The organism is Micromonospora matsumotoense, assembly GCF_900091525.1.
In the GTDB taxonomy this organism is placed as follows: domain Bacteria; phylum Actinomycetota; class Actinomycetes; order Mycobacteriales; family Micromonosporaceae; genus Micromonospora; species Micromonospora matsumotoensis.
This window is the reverse complement of sequence record NZ_FMCU01000008.1, coordinates 139,385-156,573: the sequence shown is the minus strand read 5'-3', so window position 1 is coordinate 156,573 and position 17,189 is coordinate 139,385. Positions and strand designations below refer to the sequence as shown.

The window sequence follows — 17,189 nt, the reverse complement described above, 5'->3', positions numbered from 1 at the left end:
GGGAACACCATGTTGATCCCGTGTGAGCGTGATCGCAGCAGAGCGTGACCGTGTACTAGGGTGCTCCCATGGATCTGAGTGACACCGCTTCGGAAGTGACGGCTACCAGGCCCGGTCCAGCGGAGGGTGACTCGTCGACACCGATTCGACTCCATGCTTCGAACATTCACAAGCGGTACGGCAAGAATCACGTCCTGAAGGGTGTCGACCTCACCGTACGCGCCGGCGAGGTGGTCGCCATCATCGGCGCCAACGGCTGCGGCAAGTCGACGCTCATGAAGATCTGCGCGGGTCTGGTCAGCCCGTCCAGCGGTGTGGTGGAAGTGGACGAGAGCATGGCCTACTGCCCCCAGCAGGCCGGGCTCATGGGCTTCCTGACCGCCGACGAACACTTCGCATTGTTCGGTGCCGGGCACGGGATGAGCCGGGGCGAGGCCCAGGCGACCGGCCGGCAGCTCGCGAAGAGCCTGGCCTGGGACGGCGGCATGTCGACGCAGGCCCGGCACCTGTCCGGTGGCACCCAGCAGAAGCTCAACCTCATTCTCGCGGCGCTTTCCGACCCCGACATCCTCCTCCTCGACGAGCCCTATCAGGGTTTCGACCGGGGCAGTTACGTCGACTTCTGGGACTGGGTGTTACAGCGGCGCGACGCCGGCAAGTCGACCCTCGTCATCACCCACATGTTGAATTCACTCGATCGGGTCGACGCCGTTCTCGACCTCGGAGCGAAGGCGGCCGCCGACTCATGACCAAGCTCTTCACCGTTGCGGAGATGATGGGTCGGGACCTCGCCCGGCGGCGGGTAGCCCTCGCGCTGCTCGCGTTCGTACCACTGCTGTTCTACATCGCCCGGCACGACGCCAATCCGGAAAAGGCGATTCGCTTCGCCGGCCTGGGTCTGGCCTGGGCGGTGAGCACGGCCGGGTTGTTCCTGAGCAACACCACAAAGGCGGTGGAGCGGCGGCTACGCCAAATCGGCTATCGGCCGGCGCACCTCTACCTCGGCACGCTCACCGCGCTGCTGACGCTGGGTGCCGTGCTCGCCGCGGTGTACTGGGTGCTCATCTACGTCGACCAGGACACGTTGCAGCGGCCCGGCGCCGTCGCCATCGAGTTCGGGCTCACGATCGTGATTGCTGCCCCGCTGGGCCTGCTGATCAGCGCCGTGGCCCCACACGATCTGGAGGGCACGCTCGTCCTGATCTCGATCACCGGGTTGCAGTTCCTGGTCGATCCGGAGCAGAAGCTCGGCAAGGCCCTGCCGTTCTGGTCGACTCAGCAGGTGGGGCTCTACGGCCTCGACGGTGGTGACCCGGAATTCCTGCGCAAGGGCCTGCTGCACGGTGCCCTGTACTGCATCGGCCTCATGCTGGTCACGGCGGTGCTGGCGGGTGTGCGGCTACGGCGGCGCAAGCACATGCAGATCAGGGCGGCCGTGCAGTAGGGGCGACGCTGCGGGCGTGGCGCACCACGCCCGCAGCGGACTCACGCCACCTCGTGCAGCGCGAACGACACGTCGTTGGGCGGTGCCACCAGCAACGGGAGCCGATCCGCGCGGCTGCGCGCCTGGCGGCGGCGCTGCTCCAACTCGGCCATCCGCCGCATGCACTCGTCCCGGGCGGGTGATCCGAAGCCGGTCTCCGGGGCTGCGGTCAGCGAGGCCGCCCAGGCACGGTAGCGATAGAGCGGCCTGCGCAGGTTGCGAATCCGGTAGAGCCAGGCGACCCGCAGCTGGAAGTCGGTGTCGGAACCGAATGCCGCGGTGCCGTCGAAGCCGTTGAGTCGGGTGAAGACCTCGCGGCGCACGACCGTCGCCGGATGCAGCGCGACCGTCTTGCGGCCGAACCGGTGCACCAGGTTGCCGTTGCGCGGCATGTGCCGTACCCCCTGCGGGTTGCCCCGCGCATCGATGATGCGGTAGCCGCAGCCGACCAGATCGGCGCGGCCCCGTTCCAGCACGGCAAGCTGGCGGGCGAAGCGGTCGGGTTCGCTCACGTCGTCGGCATCCTGGAAGCCGATGTACGGCGTGGAGACCGACTCGACCACGGCGTTCTTCAGCCGCAGCGGCCCGACGTTGCGCGACGCACGCAGCAGCGTCAGCCGCGGATCGTCCCGCCACGGTGCGAGGGCGGTGATCCAGTCGTCGTCCGGCGAGTGATCGTCGGCGACCACGAGCCGCAGGTCCCGATGGGTCTGCCCGAGTACGGAGGCGACCGACTCCGCCAGGTAGGTGGCGCAGCGGAAGTGCGGCACGATGACGGTCAGCACGGGTCCCCGGCCCATCAGGCGCCGACGGGCATTGACTCGCTGCGTACCGCGTCGATGTGCTCCCGGAGCCCTTCCCGCAGGGAGACCGACGCGCGGAAGCCGAGCGCCTCGGCCGTGCGGGCGGTGTCGGCACGCGTGGACACCACGTCACCTGCCCGGTGGGGTTCGGTCCGGACGTTCGCCGGGCGGCCCATCAGCTCACTGATCAGCGCGATGATCCCGGTGACCGATATCTGCTCACCGGTGCCGACATTGCATACGCGGCTCGGGCCCGGCGCGTCGATGGCCGCCGTCACCGCGCGCACCGCGTCCTTGACGAAGACGAAGTCGCGACGCTGCGATCCGTCGCCGAACACCCGGATCTCCCGGCCGTCCCGGACCGCCGAGATGATCCGCGAGATCAGCATGTCGGGCCGTTGCCGGGGGCCGTAGACGGTGAAGAACCGCAGGGCCATGGTGGTCAGCACGGAGGCAGGGCGGGCCGCGTAGGCCAGCGCGAGGTGTTCCGCAGCCAGTTTGGTGACCGCGTACGGGGAGATCGGGGCGGGCGGTTGGTCCTCGTTCATCGCCCCGTCCCGCTGGTTGCCGTAGACGCTGGACGATGAGGCGATGACCAGCCGTCGTAGACCGGTCTGCGCACCCGCCTCCAGGAGCCGCCGGGTGACGAGCACGTTGGATTCGACGTAGTCGTCGAAGCGATCCCACGACGGCCGCACCCCGGGCAGCGCGGCGAGATGGACCACCGAGGAGACCCCGTCGAGCAGCGGGCGGATGTCCGTGGTGCGCAGGTCGGCGACGATGTGCCGGCCGGCTGCCGCGTTTGCCGGCCGGGGCGGCGCCTGGCGCAGGTCGACACCGATCACCGTGTGGTCCCGGCTGCTCAGGTGCTCGACCAGGTGTCGCCCGATGAACCCGGCGGCACCGGTCACCAGCACCGTGCGCCGGGGGTTGTGAACCGTCATTCCCGTGCCCTCCTGGTCGTGGGACGTGCGTGCAGGGTGGACTCTCAGCTGCGTCGGACCGACAGCGTGTGGGCCAGCTCGGTCAGCGCCACCCGCACCTCCCCGACGATGGGCAGGGAGTCGAGCACCGCCACCGCCTCTTGGGTGCGGGCGTGGATCATCTCCTCGACCGTCCGCAGTGCGCCGGTGTCCCGCACGATGTGCCGCAGCCGTTGTGCTTCCCGCTCGCCGAGGCCCGGGTTGCCGTGCCACCGGGATATCTCGGCGGCCTGGGTGGCGTTCGCCCGCTCGCGGGTCAGCGCCATGAGTACGGTGGACTTCCCGCTGCGCAGGTCGGTCAGGATCGACTTGCCGGTGACGGCGTCGTCGCCGAAGACACCGAGGACGTCGTCGCGCAGCTGGAATGCCTCACCGATCGGGACGCCGAAGCCGGAGAGCCGTTCCACGTCGGGTCGGGCCGCGCCGGCCAGCATCGCGCCGATCTGCAGCGGGCGCTCCACGGTGTATTTCGCCGACTTGTAGAGCAGGATCGTCAGGCAGTCGGTCAGGTCTGCCCGGACAGCCTCGCCGCGGATGTCGAGGTACTGCCCGAGCAGCACCTCGACGCGCATGCGGTGGAGCAACCCGGCCGCCGCCGACACCCGCTCCGGTGCCAGACCGCAGCCGTGGAAAGCCTCGTCTGACCAGGCCAGGCAGAGGTCGCCCCAGAGGATCGCCGTGTTGCGGCCGTAGTGTTCCGGGTTGCCACGCCAGCCGAGCCGGCGGTGTGCCTCGGCCATCGTCACGTGCAACGTCGGGTTCCCCCGCCGGACATCGCTGTCGTCCATGATGTCGTCGTGCACCAGGGCGAAGAGGTGGAACAGTTCCAGCGCCGTGGCGGCCACGACGATGCCGGGGTGATCCCCGCCGCCGAACGCGCGCCAACCCAGGCAGCAGAACGTCGGTCGGGTGCGCTTACCTCCGGCGAGTGCCAGGGCGCGGAGGGCGTCGACCCCGTCGCGCCACTCGGGGGTGGTGTCCATGTCCCGCCGGGCGGTCAGGAAGCTGTCGATCGTGCGCTCCACCTCGGCTCTGAGCGCGGGCCCGGCGAGGCCGGGCACGCCTCGGGTGGTCTCGCTGGTGGCGGTCATCTGTCCTCCGTCCGATCGAGGGCGACTTTGACGGCAGGTCACCGGTGTCCGGTGCCGCCGGGTGAACGATCGCGCAGGCTGAATGCGGCAGAACGCGCCGGACGTCGACGGAAAATGGTCACTGTCAGTAATAACGAAGGGCCGGATGGGCCCGCACTTACGTGACCCCCCGTGGCTGGTTGAGCATCAACTGTAACCGATCCGTGGAGATCCGGCGCCCCCTACTTCGCGCATCCGCAATTTCCCGTGTGGGCGTTTTGTTCCTCTAGGGGGTTGACTGGAGTCGATTCGCAGTGGATTGTTGTGCGAGCGAAATTGACCGATCCGGATGGTGGGGGAGCGGTATGGAGTTGGTCGTGCTACTCGACCACGATGGCCAAGCCGTCGGTGAGCAGGACAAACGCATCGTTCACGACGGCGACACGCCGCTGCATCTCGCATTCTCCTGTTACGTCTTCAGCAATAGCGGGCAGTTCCTAATGTCGCGCCGTTCGTTGCGGAAAAAGACGTGGCCAGGTATATGGACCAACAGCTTCTGCGGCCATCCCGGCCCAGGTGAGCCGATGACCGACGCCGTCCACCGACGGGCGTCCGCCGAGCTGGGCCTCACGCTGAGCGACCTCCGTCTGGTGCTGCCCCGCTTCCGCTACCGGGCCGAACTCGACGGTGTGGTCGAGAACGAGATGTGCCCCGTCTACGTGGCCCGGGCAGCGGACGAACCAGTGCCGAACCCGGACGAGGTGGACCGGGTCGAGTGGGTCGACTGGGACTCGTTCCGGGACCGGACCCGGACCGACGGGACCCTCTCGCCGTGGTGCCGGTTGCAGGTCGACGAGCTGGCCGGGATCGGACCTGTGCCGGGCCGGTGGTCCACCGGCGACGCCGCCGAGCTGCCACCCGCAGCCCGGGTCGCAGTCGCCGGGCACGGCTGACCAGATGGCGTCCCCCGAGCCGCGGACAGCCGAGACGAACTGGGCACGCTATGTGGGCTACGTCCGCAGTCACCGGCGCTGGTTCCTGCTGCTGGCCGCGCTGATACCGCTCGACGTCGGCACCCAGTTGGTGGCGCCCCAGGTCGTACGCCGGTTCATCGATGCGGCGGTGGGCGGCCGGCCACAGGGCGAGTTGGCCGGGTACGCCATGGTCTTCGTGGTGCTCGCAGTCGTACGGCAGGTGCTGTCGGTCGGCACCGGCTGGGTCTCCGGCCGGGTCGCCTGGCGTACGACCAACGGGGTGCGCCGCGACCTGCTCGCGCACGTCCTGCGGCAGGGGCCGAAGTTCTTCCTCCGGCACCCGCCCGGGGAACTGGTCGACCGGATGGACGGCGACGTCACCCGGTTGGCCAAGCTCCTGTCCGAGTTGGTGCTCGACATCGCCGTCCAACTGCTGCTGATCATCGGCATCGTCGTGGCGCTGTTCCTGCTCGACTGGCGCTACGGCGTGCTCTTCACCCCGCTCGCGGTGGTGATGCTGCTCCTGCTGCGACGCCTGCTCGGTCGCGCGGTGCCGCTCATCGCCGACCGCCAGCGGGCGGAGGCGAGCCTGCTCGGCTATCTGGAGGAGAACCTGACCGGGCGGGAGGACCTCAACGCCAACGGCGGGACGGCGCACGCCCTGGAGGGCGCCTGGCAACGGATCCTGCACCACTACCGGCTGGCCCGCCGCGCCGCCCGGGCCACGGTCACCTGGCCGGCGGCGGTCCAGGCGCTCACCGCCGTCAACCTCTGTACGGCACTGGCCACCGGTGTGTGGCTCAGCCAGCACCGGGGCGCCAGCGTCGGCACCGTCTTCGCCGGCCTGTCGTACGCGATCCTGCTGCGGATGCCCCTGGTCAGTATCACCTCACGCTTCCAGGACATGGAGAACGTCCTGGGCAGCGTCCGCCGCATCGAGGAACTGTTCGGCGAGGCCCACATCGTCCCCGACGGCGGTGGCACCCTCCCGCCGGGCCGCGGCGCGGTGAGCTTCACCGGCGTCACCTTCGCCTACGACGAACGCCCGGTGCTGTCGGACGTGTCGTTCACGATCGCGGCGGGCCGGCGGGTCGCGCTGGTCGGACGCAGCGGCGGCGGCAAGTCGACCATCCTACGGATGCTGTTCCGCCAGTACGACCCGCAGGCCGGCTCGGTCTCGATCGGCGGCGTGGACGTCCGGCAGTTGGACGTCGCCGCGCTGCGCTCCCGCATCACGCTCGTCACCCAGGACGTGCACGTCATCGCGGCCACCCTGCGGGACAACCTCACCTTCTTCGACGACCGGTGGCCCGACGAGCAACTGCGCCGGGCGGTCGAGGAGGTCGGTCTGGACACCTGGTACGCCGCCCTGCCCGACGGCCTCGACACGCGGATCGGGCCAGGCGGAGCGGGGTTGTCCGCCGGTGAGGAGCAGTTGCTCGCACTGGCCCGGGCACTGCTGACCGACCCCGACATCGTGCTGCTCGACGAGCCGTCGGCCCGGCTCGACCCGCACGCGGAGCGGCGGCTGCGCCGAACGATGGAGAGGTTCATCGAGGGTCGTACCGCGCTCATCATCGCCCACCGGCCCGAGACGCTCTCCATCGTCGACGACGTGATGGTGGTCGAGGACGGCCGGGTCGTCCGCCTGGCGCCCCGGTCCGAGCTGACGGGCGGCAGTGACGAGACAGCCGCCCGGCTGTTCCCCGCCGGGCGGTCCTGACGTGGCCACGACGACCAGAGGCGCCCGGGCACGCCTGCTGTTGGCCGGCCGTGGCCGGCGTTACGCCGTGCTCGCCGCCGTGTGGGCGGTGCTGCGGCTGGGCATGCTGGCCCTGGGGCTGCTGATGCAGGTGGCCTTCGACTCCCTCAGCGGCGAGTCGGCCGCCGGCCTGAACCTGTGGACTCTCGTCGCACTCGTCGCCGGCATCGAGGCCGCGCGCATCTCCCTGCAGTTCAGCACGGTCGTGCCGTGGCTCGAACCGCGGATGCAGTACCACACCGTCGGTGCGTTGCGGCTGTCGCTCTTCGAGTCGCTGATCGACCCCCCACCGGAGGCCGGACACACCAGCGCGGGCGAGGCGGTCGCGACCGTCGGCGCCGACGCCGCGGACGCCGGCTTCTTCGTGGTGTGGTCGCCCATCAACATCGCCCGTTGGGTGTTCGCGGTCGCCGCGATCACCATCATGCTGCGCATCGACGTGCTCATCACCCTGAGCATCCTCGGGCTGTTCGTCGTGATCGTGGCGGTGATGCGCCTGGTGCACCGGCGGATGATGGCCTACCGCGAGCAGAGCCGCGCCCAGACCGCACTGGTCAGCGAGGCGCTGCGCGAGGTGATGGGGGTGGCGCTGGGCGTGCAGGCCGCGTGCGCCGAGGATGCGGTCGGCCGGCGTCTCGACGCGCTCAACGCCGTTCGGGCCAGGGTCGCCATCTCCGAGGAACTCGCGGTCGCGGTGCAGCGCAGCACCCTGCTGAACGCCGCCCCGCTCGGCACCGGCATCGTGCTGCTGATCGCCGCACCGGCCATCAGCAGCAACCGGCTGTCCATCGGCGACATGGTGCTGTTCACCTTCTACCTGCAGTTGCTCGTCGACACGCTCGCCTCGCTCGGCGTGCTCACCGTCCAGTTGCAGCGGGTGCTCGTCGCGCTGCGCCGGATGACCGCGATCACGGGTGGCCGCCTGCACCCCCGGCACGGGATGGACCTCGACCACGCCCGGCCCGGTTCCATGATCAACCTTTCGCCGCGCCGCTCGCCCCCGCCGCCCGCCGGCGGCCCGCCGACGATCACGGTCACCGACCTCACCGCCCGGCACGAGGGCGCCGCCAACGGGGTGTCCGGCATCGGGTTCACGATGCCGGCCGGCCGGCTGACCGTCGTGGTGGGCCAGGTCGGCTCGGGCAAGACCACACTGTTGCGCGCCCTGCTCGGCCAACTGCCGGGTGCCACCGGCGAGGTGTGCTGGGACGACGTCCCGTTGCCCGCGGACCGTCGGGCGGTGCTCGTGCCGCCCCGGTGTGCGTACACGCCGCAGGTGCCTCGACTGTTCACCGGCACGATCCGGGAGAACATCCTGCTCGGGCTGCCGGACGACCGGCTGGGCGAGGCGGTGTCCCGGTCGGCCCTCGACGCCGACCTGACGGCGATGGCCGACGGGCTCGACACGGTGATCGGGCCTCGTGGGCTCCGCCTGTCCGGTGGCCAGGCGCAACGGGTGGCCGTGGCACGGATGCTCGTCCGCCGCACCCCGCTGGTGCTGTGCGACGACGTCTCCAGCGCACTCGATCCCCCGACGAGCGAAGCCCTGTGGGACGGGATCCTGCGCGACGGCGGGAGCACGGTGCTGGCGGTGTCCCACCGGCCCGAGGTGCTGCGCCGGGCCGCCCTCGTCGTGGTCCTGCGCGACGGCCGGCTGGAGGCGGTCGGAGCCCTGGACGACCTGCTGGAGAGCTCCGACGAGATACGCCGGCTCTGGTCCGCCGTAGCCACCGACTGACCCATGCGGAGGAACCGATGCTCGAGCTTCTGACCCGGCCCGTCCGGTGGGCGATCCGGCGCGGCTACCAGCCCGCCGACGGCGATCCACCGCCCACGGAGTGCATCGTGGTTCGTCCCGGTCCGGCCGGTGTCCGGGCCGCGACGGCGGTCCCGGCGGTCGCCGCGGAACTCGGCGACGGCTTCGGCGGCGGGCTGGCGTTGGTCCTGCCGACCTACGTGGGCCGGGCGCCGCTGTCGAGCCACCGCGAGACCGTCGAGGAACTCGTCACCCAGCTCACCGACCTCCCACCGACGGTGGCCGCCCGCCCACTGGTGCTGGTCGTCGGCATGCAGTGGCGCGACGACCAGCACGACGAGGCGATCGCGCGGCTGGGGCAGCTGAGCGAGATCGCTGCCTCCCGGAGCGGGCTCACCTTCGTCGGGATCGCGATGCCGCAGGCCGGGAAGAGTCGCATGCTCAACGCCGCGTTCGAGGTGGCCACCGGCCTCGGCCTGGCGGGCGTGGCGTGGGTCGACGACGACGTGACGTTCAGCGCCGGCTGCATCGGACGGCTGCTGGAGGACTTCCTCGACCGGGGCGCGCGGGGCTCGGCCGGGGCGAGCAAGGTGCCCCAGCCCAACCCGTACGCGGCGGCCCGGTTGCTGCACCGGGGCAAGCAGATCACCAAGACGCCGAAGTTCGGCTACCCGCACGGCTGCTGCATGGTGATCGACGCCGAACTCGTGGCCCGTGGCATCCCGGACCGCTACACCTGCGAGGACGACTACTTCTGCTTCGCGCTGCTCGACCCCCGGCACGACAACCCGCTGCACCGCACGCACATCGTCGCGGACGCCGTGAGTTACCACCTGACCGGCGGACCGGCCGGCGAGATCAGACGCCGCGTCAACCGCTCGCTGCTGACCGCGGCGGTGCTGATGGCCGACTTCCCCGCCGACGTCGCCGGCCGGTACTGGCGCATGTACTTCTACGGGCTGTGGCCACTGGCGCCCGCAGCCCGGGGCCAGGGCCTCCACTTCGCGGCCAAGAAGTGGCTGCTCAAATCGATCCATTTCGGCTGGTTCTCACGGGTGGCACTGGGGCTCGCAGTACGCGGCGTCGCCGGCCGGCCCCGGCGTGAGATCCCGTGGTCGGCCTACACCCAGCACGCCAAACCAACGGCCTCGTCGGTCCCGTTGTCTCCCAAGATCTCCCGAGGGGAACGCGCATGACAGACATCGCGAAGTACATCAAGCAGCGCGCACAGGGCAAAGGTGTCCTCAACGTGCTCAGCGGAGTGTCCCGCACCTACTTCCACGGCACCGGAACCAAGGCGCTCAGCGACGCCGCCTGGCTCAAGCAGAAGTCCAGCCGTACGCCACCGCAGTTCAGCATGATCGCGATCGAGACGATGAGCGGCTGCAACTACCGCTGCTCGTTCTGCCCCATCGGCACCCTCAAGATGCCGTCCGGCCAGATGTCGATGGAGCTCTACGAGTCGCTGCTCGACCAGCTCGCCGACTTCACCGGCGTCATTCACCCGTACCTGTTCAACGAGCCGCTGCTGGACCGGCGGCTGCCCGCGATGGTGCGGATGGCCAAGGAGCGCACCAAGGCGTCGATCTCCATCCAGACCAATGGCTCCAAGCTCACCGAGGAACTGGCCGACGAGCTGACCCGGTACGCCACCGTCGTCGTCAACGACTACACCACCGACCTGTCGGTGCTGGAAAAGGTCCGCCGGTATCCGGCCCGGCCCGAGCTGGTGCTGGTCGACCGCGATCCGGACGCCACCCTCACCAACCGCGCCGGCAACGTGCTGGGCCGTCCCACCGTGCTGCTCAACCAGTTCTGCGTACGGCCGTTCAACGAGTTCTACATCACCCAGGACGGCCGGGTGGTCCTGTGCTGCCAGGACTGGAGCGTGCAGGAGGTCATGGGCAACGTCAACGACAACACCATCGAGGAGATCTGGAACAACGACAAGTACACCGCCCGCCGCGCGAGCCTGCTGCGAAAGGAACGGACCGACCTATGCGCGAAGTGCGACTTCCCGGGAATCTGAGCACGGTCCCGACGGCCGTCCCGGTGCTCACGGCGCTGCGGGCGCAGGCCCCCGGGCTGCTGCACGTCGTGGACCCGTACAAGGTGCCGTTGGCCGAGGCGGTCGAGAAGTCGCGGGCGGTGGCCGACCTCGGCCACCCCGCGCTGCTCGTCGGCAGCACCGACAATGCCGCGTTCGACCGACAGGTGGTCCCCTACGTCGCCGAACTGCGCGAGCGGACCGACCTGCCCCTCGTCCTGCACTTCCCGTCGATACCCGGCCGGGGCGCTCCGCTGTGTCCGGGCGCCGACGCGGTGCTGGTGCACGCGGTACCGAACTCGGTGCGGTCCTTCTTCGTCTCCGGCGGCCTGACCGCGACCGTCCGCGCCGCGACGGCGCTCGGGCAGGACCGGCCCGAGCTGCTGCGATCGGCGTCGTTCGCCTTCGGTAGCGACGGCAAGACCCACGAGGCGGTCGGTGCGCCGCCGACGGTGCAGGACGGCGCGGAACTGCCCCGGCTGGTGGCGGCGGTCGCCGCCGCCGACTTCGACCTCGCCTACCTGCTCTACCGGCACGGCCGGGTCCCGGAGGCGGTGCTGCGGGCCTACCGGCGTGGCCTGGCACCCCAGCAGTTGCTGTTCGTCGGCGGTGGCGTGACCTCGTACCGTCAGGTCCGCGAGTATCACGACTGTGGCGTCGACTGGGTCGTCGTCGGCAACGGCCTGGAGACCGCCGACTGGCGGGAGACCCTGCGCAGGTTGTCCGGCCGGCCGGGCGACCGGGCCGGTGACCCCGCTGCCCACCCGACACTCGCCGCCGAGTTGCAGCGCGGGCTGCGCCGGCCCGTGCGCACCGATCTGCCCGGCCGGCAGGCGTACGCCACGAACGTGGGCCGTCTGCACGAGCTGCTGCCGGCCGTGGTGGCCCCGGTGACCTCGGCGGAGGAGGTCGCGCACGTCCTGCGGACCACCCGCGCGGCCGGGACGCCCGTCGCGGTGCGCGGCAGCGGACACTCCTTCGGCCTGCAGGGCCTGTCCGACGGTGGCGTGCTGATCGTCGGTGAGCCGGGGGACCCCGCGGTTCGGCTGCGCGACGAAGGCACCGCCGAGGTGTCCGCCCGGGCACCCTGGTACGCCGCCGAGATGGCCCTGAACGCCCGGGGGCGCAGCATTCCGGTGCTGACCAACCATCTGACCGTCTCGATCGGTGGCACGCTGTCGGTCGGCGGGTACGGCGAGGGCACGATCAGGTACGGCGGCCAGGTCGACCTGGTCGAGCGGTTCCGGCTGATCCTGCCCGACGGGCAGGCCCGGTGGTGCTCGCCCGTCGAGTCGCCCGAGCTGTTCCGGTACGGCATCGGCGCGCTCGGCCAGTTGGGCGTGTTGGACCGGGTGGTCCTGCGTACGGTCGACTACCAGCGGCACACCACCATCGCGACGCGGCGGCACCCCTCCCTGACCGCCCTGGTAGGGAGCATCGGGTGGCTGGCCGAGGAGCAGCGGTCGCCGGTCGACCTCTTCTCCGCCCAGCACTACGAGGGCGGCTTCATCGCCACGTACGGGATGCGGGGCGACGGCCCACTGCCGCCGCAACTGCGCCGACAGACCGAGACCCGCGTCGAGGCCGACTGGCCGTTGCGGTCCATGCGGGAGTCCCGGCGCAATCCGGCCGACCCGTCGGTGCACTTCATCTGGGCCGACTACTGCCTGTCGCTGCCGGCGGCAGCCGAGTTCGCCCGGTTCCTCGACGCGGAGATCCTGCCGAGCCCCGGCTACCGCGAGGGTGCGGGCCGGCTGCTCATGCTCGGCGTGCACCGCCCGGAGCAACGCCCGGGGGTGCCGTTCACCCCGGCGGCCGGGCTACGTGGCCTGGCCGTCGGCTTCGGGCTGTACTTCAGCGTCCCGCGCGGGGACGGGGCCGGCGTCGCACGGGTGCAGGGGCTGCACCGTCAGGTGCTGGCCGAGTGCCTCGCGCTGGGCGGCCGGCCCTACCTGGCCGGCTGGTACGACCTGGACGAGGCGGACCTGCAGTCGATGTACGGCGCCGACCTCGCCGCCGTACGCCGGTTGCGCCGGGAACTCGACCCGTACGGCCTGTTCAACCCGGGACTGCTGGCATGACACCACGAGCGCGACGGAGGGAGTGGGCATGACCCGCAGCGTGCAGGTCATCTCGATGCGCACCTGGGGTGAGCTGGGGAATCTCCTCGCCGGCCGGACGCTCGCCGCGACCCTGGCCGCCGGTCTGGACGATGCGGAGGTCACCGTCGTCGAGGCGGAGACGCTCTTCCCGCAGTTCGCCGAGGCCGGTGCCGCCATTCGTGAGCTGGTGGCGGCCCGGCTGCCCGCCGACGAGGTGTGGGCCGGATACCTGCGCCTCATGACGGACTTCACCGACCGGCTACCGGCGGGCCTGGACGACGACCCGCTGCCCGCGGCGACCGTCGATCGGCTGGCACCCGTCGCCGACCACTTCGCCCAGACGAAACCGGACCTGGTGATCGGCACCAAGGGGGTGATCTCCCGGCTGAGCCACGCCGCGCTGCGGATCGCGGACCTGCCGACCCCGGTGGTCAACTACGTGACCAACGAGGGGCTGCTGCGGCTGCCGGTGCACCGGGCGCCCCACCTGCCGGTCCACCTGGTGCAGTTCGACCGGGCCAGGGACTATCTCGTCCGCGAGCACGGCTACCGGCCCGAGCGGGTGGTGCCGGTCGGCCGGCTGCTCGCCCAGGCTCAGGCCGCCCAGGTCTTCGAGGGCGCCGCCGCCGGCATCGGGGACGCCGACGCCGTCGGTGCCGCCGATCCGGCGTTGACGGCGGCCGGCACCCGGATCCTGATCCTGTCCAACCGGGGCGGCCGGGAGTATCTCGCCGCCCTGGAGCGGATCGCCCGCGCGCATCCCGAGGCGGCGCTGGTCTTCATCGCGTACAACAACCCGGCGCTGGCCGCCGAGGCGGCCGAACTGCTGACCGCGCTGGGTCGGTCGGCCTGGCAGACCTTCGACCGGCTGGCCCAGGGGGACTACCTGCGGTACCTGGCCTGGCTCCACGCCGCCGACGCGCCGCTGTTCATCTCCAAGACCGGGCCGAACTCCATGTTGGAGGGGCTCTACTTCGGCATCCCGCAACTGCTGGTGCGCTCCGGCCTGCCGATGGAGGAGTGGGTCGGCCCGTTCCTCGCCGAACACGGCGTCGGCCGGGGCTTCGACCGGATGGAGGAGTTGGTCGAGGTCGCCGTCCGCTGGGTGGGCGACCCGGATGAGCTGCCCCGTCGCCGCCGCCGGGCGATGGCCCTCGCCCGTACGCTGCTCGACCCGGACCGGGCCCGGCGGCAGACCGTCGCCGCGGTCGCCGCGGTGCTCGACGGGGTGCCGCTGCGGATCGACGAGGAGGAAATGTGCTCTCCGGAGTGAGCGGTCTGGACGACGAGTGGGCGGTCGCGCAGCGCGTCCTGCTGGAGCGGGTCACCGACCGGCTCGCCGGGATCGGCATGACCCCGGACGGGGTGGCGTACGTCCGCCAGATGAAGGGCTATCCGCGGATTCCGTATTTCGCCTCGCTCTGGGTGCCGGACCCGGTGCAGCGCCAGGAGTTGGGGATCGCGATCTGCACCCACGCGATGGGGATCAAACTGGTCGACGACCTGATGGACGGCGACCAACCGATCCGGCCCTGGGACCAGATCCTCGGCATGTTCCTCACCCAGAGCAGCACGGCGACCTTCGGGGCCCACCACCGGCCGGCCGAGGTGCTGCGCGTCTTCGACGAGGACTACGAGGTGATCTGGCGGGAGCAGATCAACGAGGCGGAACGTCCGGCCCACGACCTGGACAGCTGGATCCACTACGCCCGCATCAAGTCGGGCCGGATGATGATGTGTTACGCCTCCGCCGCCTGCCTCGCCGCCGATGTCGTGGAGCGGCTGCCCGCCGCGCGCGCGTTCTGCGAGGCGTTCGGTGTCCTGTTCATGATCGGCGACGACATCCGTGACCACCGCGACCTCGGTGAGGCCGGCGGAAACCTGTGCCACCTGATCCGGAGCGGGCAGGTGAGCCGGGACGCGGCCGTCGCGGCGACCCGCCGGTGGCGCGCGGAGGCGCTGCGCGCCCTGGCGGAGTTCCCGCCGGAGTTCCCGATCGCCGGCTTCATGGCCGGCTTCGCCGACCGCCTGATCACCTTTCTGCTGGAGGACGACCGTGCTGACGTTTCCTGAGTTCAAGGCCGAGATGGACGACAGCCAGGCGCGGGTGGTCCAACGGTGTCTCGCCGAGCTGACCAGTCTGGGCATGTCCCGACAGGGACTGGACTTCGTGCGTGACCTCCCCGGCTACCCGCGTACGCCGTACTACACGACGCTGTGGGTGCGCAACCCGCGGGTGCGCGCCGACCTCGGTGCCGGGGTCTCCATCCACGCGGTCGGCGTGAAGCTGATCGACGACCTCATCGACGACGACCAGCCGCTCTCGCCGCGCGACCAGATCTTCGGGGTCCAACTGCTCTCGGTCGGCACCACACTGCTGGCCAGCCAGCAGCGGCCGGTCGAGGTGCTCAGGACGCTCGAGGACGACTACCGCGACATCTGGCGGCAGGAGATCGTGGAGGTCAGCGCGCCCCGACCGACCACTGTCGAGTCCTGGATCGCGGCGGCCCGGATCAAGGCCGGGGTGATGCTCGCCAATTACGCGGCGGTCAACTGCCTGGCCGGTGGGGTTCCCGAGATGGTGACGGCGGCCCGGGAGTTCGGTGAGGCACTGGGCGTGCTGTACATGATCGGCGACGACGCGGTCGACTTCGACGAGATCGGCGAGCGCGACGGCAACCTCGCCCACCTGGTCGCCTCGGGTGCGGCCGACCTGGCCGACGTCGCCGCCGCGATCGACGAGTGGCGCGACCGGGCCGTCGCGGCGGTGCGGCAGGGCGACCCGGTCTGCGACCTGGTGCCGTTCTTCGACCACTTCGCGGCGAAGCTCAAGGGCCTGATCAGCCGGCCGGCGGTGATCGCCTGATGACGCCACATCAACCGCTCGCCCGGCTGCTGGCCGGGAAGCTGGTCGATCCGGCACCCGAGGGATGGCAGCGGGACTTCGGCCGGCTCCGCTGCCAGGAGCCACAGGCGGTCGTGTTCGCCGCCGGGGTCGCCGACGTGCAGGAGACGGTGCGCTACGCGCTCGCCGGTGGCCTGGCGGTCGTCGCACGGGGCAACGGGTGCAGCAGCAACGGGCAGAGCCTCACCGACGGCCTGCAGTTGGACACCGCCGCGTTGGATCGGATCGAACTGGTCGGGGCGGCGACAGTGCGCGTCGAGGCCGGGGTGCGCTGGGGAACGCTGCACCGCTGGTTGCACGAGCACGGCCTCGCGCTGCCGGTCGTGACCAGCAACGAGCACGCCTCGGTCGGCGGGACGCTGTCGGTCGGCGGCTTCGGGCCGACGTCACCCTTCGTCGGCGCGGTCGTCGATCAGGTGGTGGCCCTGGAGGTCGTCACGGGTGACGGCGCACTCGTGCACGCGACCGCCGACGGCCCGCACCGGGAGCTGTTCTCGTACGCGCTCTGCGGCCTCGGTCAGGTGGGTCTGATCGTCCGGGCCGAGTTGCGGGTGGTCCCGGCGGAACCGGCCGTCCTGGTCCGCCGGCTCGACGGCGACGACCTCGCCACGGTGGCGGAGCAGGTGTGGGCTGACGAGCGGCTGCGTCTGTGCCGCGCGGTGTACTCCACCGCCGCGCGCCGGTGGAAGGTCGAGGTCGGCCGGTCGGCGCGCGACGCGGCGGCCGAGTCGGACGAGACCCTGGTCGCCGACTATCACCAGCGGCTGTTCGAGGCGGAGGCGGGCTTCTCCGTCGGTATCGCCCGCGGCCAGATCGCCGCGGGTCTGCTGACGGACGAGACCGAGGCGCGCCGGCTGTGGAGCGACTTCTTCCTGCCGATGGCGAAGGCCGACGCCTTCTTCGCCGGAGTCCGCGACCGGTTCGCCGATCCCGCCGTGGTCCCGGTGGTCAACGGCGCATTCCTGCGTGCCGGGGACCGGCCCCGGCCGCCGTTGAGTCCGCTGCCCGACGCCGACCGGGTACGCACGTTCGGCTTCTACTGCATCGTGCCGCCGGACCGGGTCGACGAGTACCGGGAGCATTTCGACGCTGCCGGCGCGCTCTGTCACGAGCTCGGCGGCCGGCAGTACCTGCACGGCTATCACCGGGTGGAGCGGGACTTCTACCGGGCCCAGTTCGGTGGGCCCACCGTCGAGCGGTGGCGGGAGGTGAAGCGCCGCTACGACCCGGGCGCCGTGCTCGGCCCGCAGCTCCCGATCTGAGTCGTCACTCAGCCCGGACGGGTGCGGGCCGGGAAACCCGTG

At 71.0% G+C, this 17,189-nt stretch carries 15 protein-coding genes; 12 read left to right on the top strand and 3 right to left on the bottom strand.

Annotated elements, in window-relative coordinates; genetic code table 11:
• Positions 1–68: 68 nt before the first annotated feature.
• Both GA0070216_RS17775 and GA0070216_RS17770 read left to right on the top strand, forming a co-directional pair.
• A complete protein-coding gene (locus GA0070216_RS17775) occupies positions 69–749 on the top strand; it encodes an ABC transporter ATP-binding protein (protein ID WP_091247194.1) in 681 nt (226 codons plus the stop codon).
• A complete protein-coding gene (locus tag GA0070216_RS17770; RefSeq protein ID WP_091247192.1) occupies positions 746–1,444 on the top strand; it encodes a hypothetical protein in 699 nt (232 codons plus the stop codon). The genes GA0070216_RS17775 and GA0070216_RS17770 overlap by 4 nt, the downstream gene beginning before the upstream one ends.
• A gap of 41 nt (positions 1,445–1,485) precedes the next feature.
• On the opposite strand, the gene GA0070216_RS17765 is transcribed toward GA0070216_RS17770, so the two are convergent.
• From GA0070216_RS17765 to GA0070216_RS17755, 3 genes are read right to left on the bottom strand one after another with little or no spacing between them, the layout of a single operon-like run.
• A complete protein-coding gene (locus GA0070216_RS17765) occupies positions 1,486–2,283 on the bottom strand; it encodes a glycosyltransferase family 2 protein (protein ID WP_091247189.1) in 798 nt (265 codons plus the stop codon).
• Positions 2,283–3,230, bottom strand: coding sequence for an NAD-dependent epimerase/dehydratase family protein (locus GA0070216_RS17760; protein ID WP_091247187.1), 948 nt, complete (start codon positions 3,228–3,230; stop codon positions 2,283–2,285). The genes GA0070216_RS17765 and GA0070216_RS17760 overlap by 1 nt, the downstream gene beginning before the upstream one ends.
• Before the next feature lie 44 nt (positions 3,231–3,274).
• Positions 3,275–4,360: a polyprenyl synthetase family protein gene (locus tag GA0070216_RS17755; protein WP_091247184.1), complete on the bottom strand. Its 1,086-nt coding sequence runs from the start codon at positions 4,358–4,360 to the stop codon at positions 3,275–3,277.
• Positions 4,361–4,704: 344 nt separating this feature from the next.
• Here GA0070216_RS17755 and idi point away from each other — a divergent pair, with 344 nt between their 5' ends.
• From idi to GA0070216_RS17705, 10 genes are read left to right on the top strand one after another with little or no spacing between them, the layout of a single operon-like run.
• Positions 4,705–5,292 carry an isopentenyl-diphosphate Delta-isomerase gene (gene idi / locus GA0070216_RS17750; protein WP_091247182.1) on the top strand — a complete coding sequence of 196 codons (588 nt, stop codon included), beginning with the start codon at positions 4,705–4,707 and terminating at the stop codon, positions 5,290–5,292.
• A 4-nt stretch (positions 5,293–5,296) separates the two neighbouring features.
• Complete coding sequence (locus GA0070216_RS17745) at positions 5,297–7,036, top strand: ABC transporter ATP-binding protein (protein ID WP_091247179.1); 1,740 nt, start codon at positions 5,297–5,299, stop codon at positions 7,034–7,036.
• A 1-nt stretch (position 7,037) separates the two neighbouring features.
• Positions 7,038–8,813: an ATP-binding cassette domain-containing protein gene (locus GA0070216_RS17740; RefSeq protein ID WP_091247177.1), complete on the top strand. Its 1,776-nt coding sequence runs from the start codon at positions 7,038–7,040 to the stop codon at positions 8,811–8,813.
• 17 nt (positions 8,814–8,830) lie between these two features.
• Positions 8,831–10,027 carry a glycosyltransferase family protein gene (locus tag GA0070216_RS17735; protein WP_091247175.1) on the top strand — a complete coding sequence of 399 codons (1,197 nt, stop codon included), beginning with the start codon at positions 8,831–8,833 and terminating at the stop codon, positions 10,025–10,027.
• Positions 10,024–10,860, top strand: a complete 837-nt coding sequence (locus tag GA0070216_RS17730) for a radical SAM/SPASM domain-containing protein (protein ID WP_091247173.1) — start codon at positions 10,024–10,026, stop codon at positions 10,858–10,860. The genes GA0070216_RS17735 and GA0070216_RS17730 overlap by 4 nt, the downstream gene beginning before the upstream one ends.
• Positions 10,830–12,959: a geranylgeranylglyceryl/heptaprenylglyceryl phosphate synthase gene (locus GA0070216_RS17725; protein WP_091247172.1), complete on the top strand. Its 2,130-nt coding sequence runs from the start codon at positions 10,830–10,832 to the stop codon at positions 12,957–12,959. Before GA0070216_RS17730 ends, GA0070216_RS17725 begins: the two co-directional genes overlap by 31 nt.
• Positions 12,960–12,987: 28 nt before the next feature.
• On the top strand, positions 12,988–14,253 hold the full coding sequence (locus GA0070216_RS17720) for a glycosyltransferase family protein (protein WP_091247170.1): 1,266 nt from the start codon (positions 12,988–12,990) through the stop codon (positions 14,251–14,253).
• The gene (locus GA0070216_RS17715) at positions 14,238–15,053 is read left to right on the top strand and encodes a class 1 isoprenoid biosynthesis enzyme (protein WP_141723125.1); all 816 of its coding nucleotides are present in this window, start codon (positions 14,238–14,240) and stop codon (positions 15,051–15,053) included. The genes GA0070216_RS17720 and GA0070216_RS17715 overlap by 16 nt, the downstream gene beginning before the upstream one ends.
• Positions 15,037–15,846: a polyprenyl synthetase family protein gene (locus tag GA0070216_RS17710; RefSeq protein ID WP_091247165.1), complete on the top strand. Its 810-nt coding sequence runs from the start codon at positions 15,037–15,039 to the stop codon at positions 15,844–15,846. The genes GA0070216_RS17715 and GA0070216_RS17710 overlap by 17 nt, the downstream gene beginning before the upstream one ends.
• Positions 15,846–17,147: an FAD-binding oxidoreductase gene (locus GA0070216_RS17705; RefSeq protein WP_091247163.1), complete on the top strand. Its 1,302-nt coding sequence runs from the start codon at positions 15,846–15,848 to the stop codon at positions 17,145–17,147. The genes GA0070216_RS17710 and GA0070216_RS17705 overlap by 1 nt, the downstream gene beginning before the upstream one ends.
• Positions 17,148–17,189 lie beyond the last annotated feature (42 nt).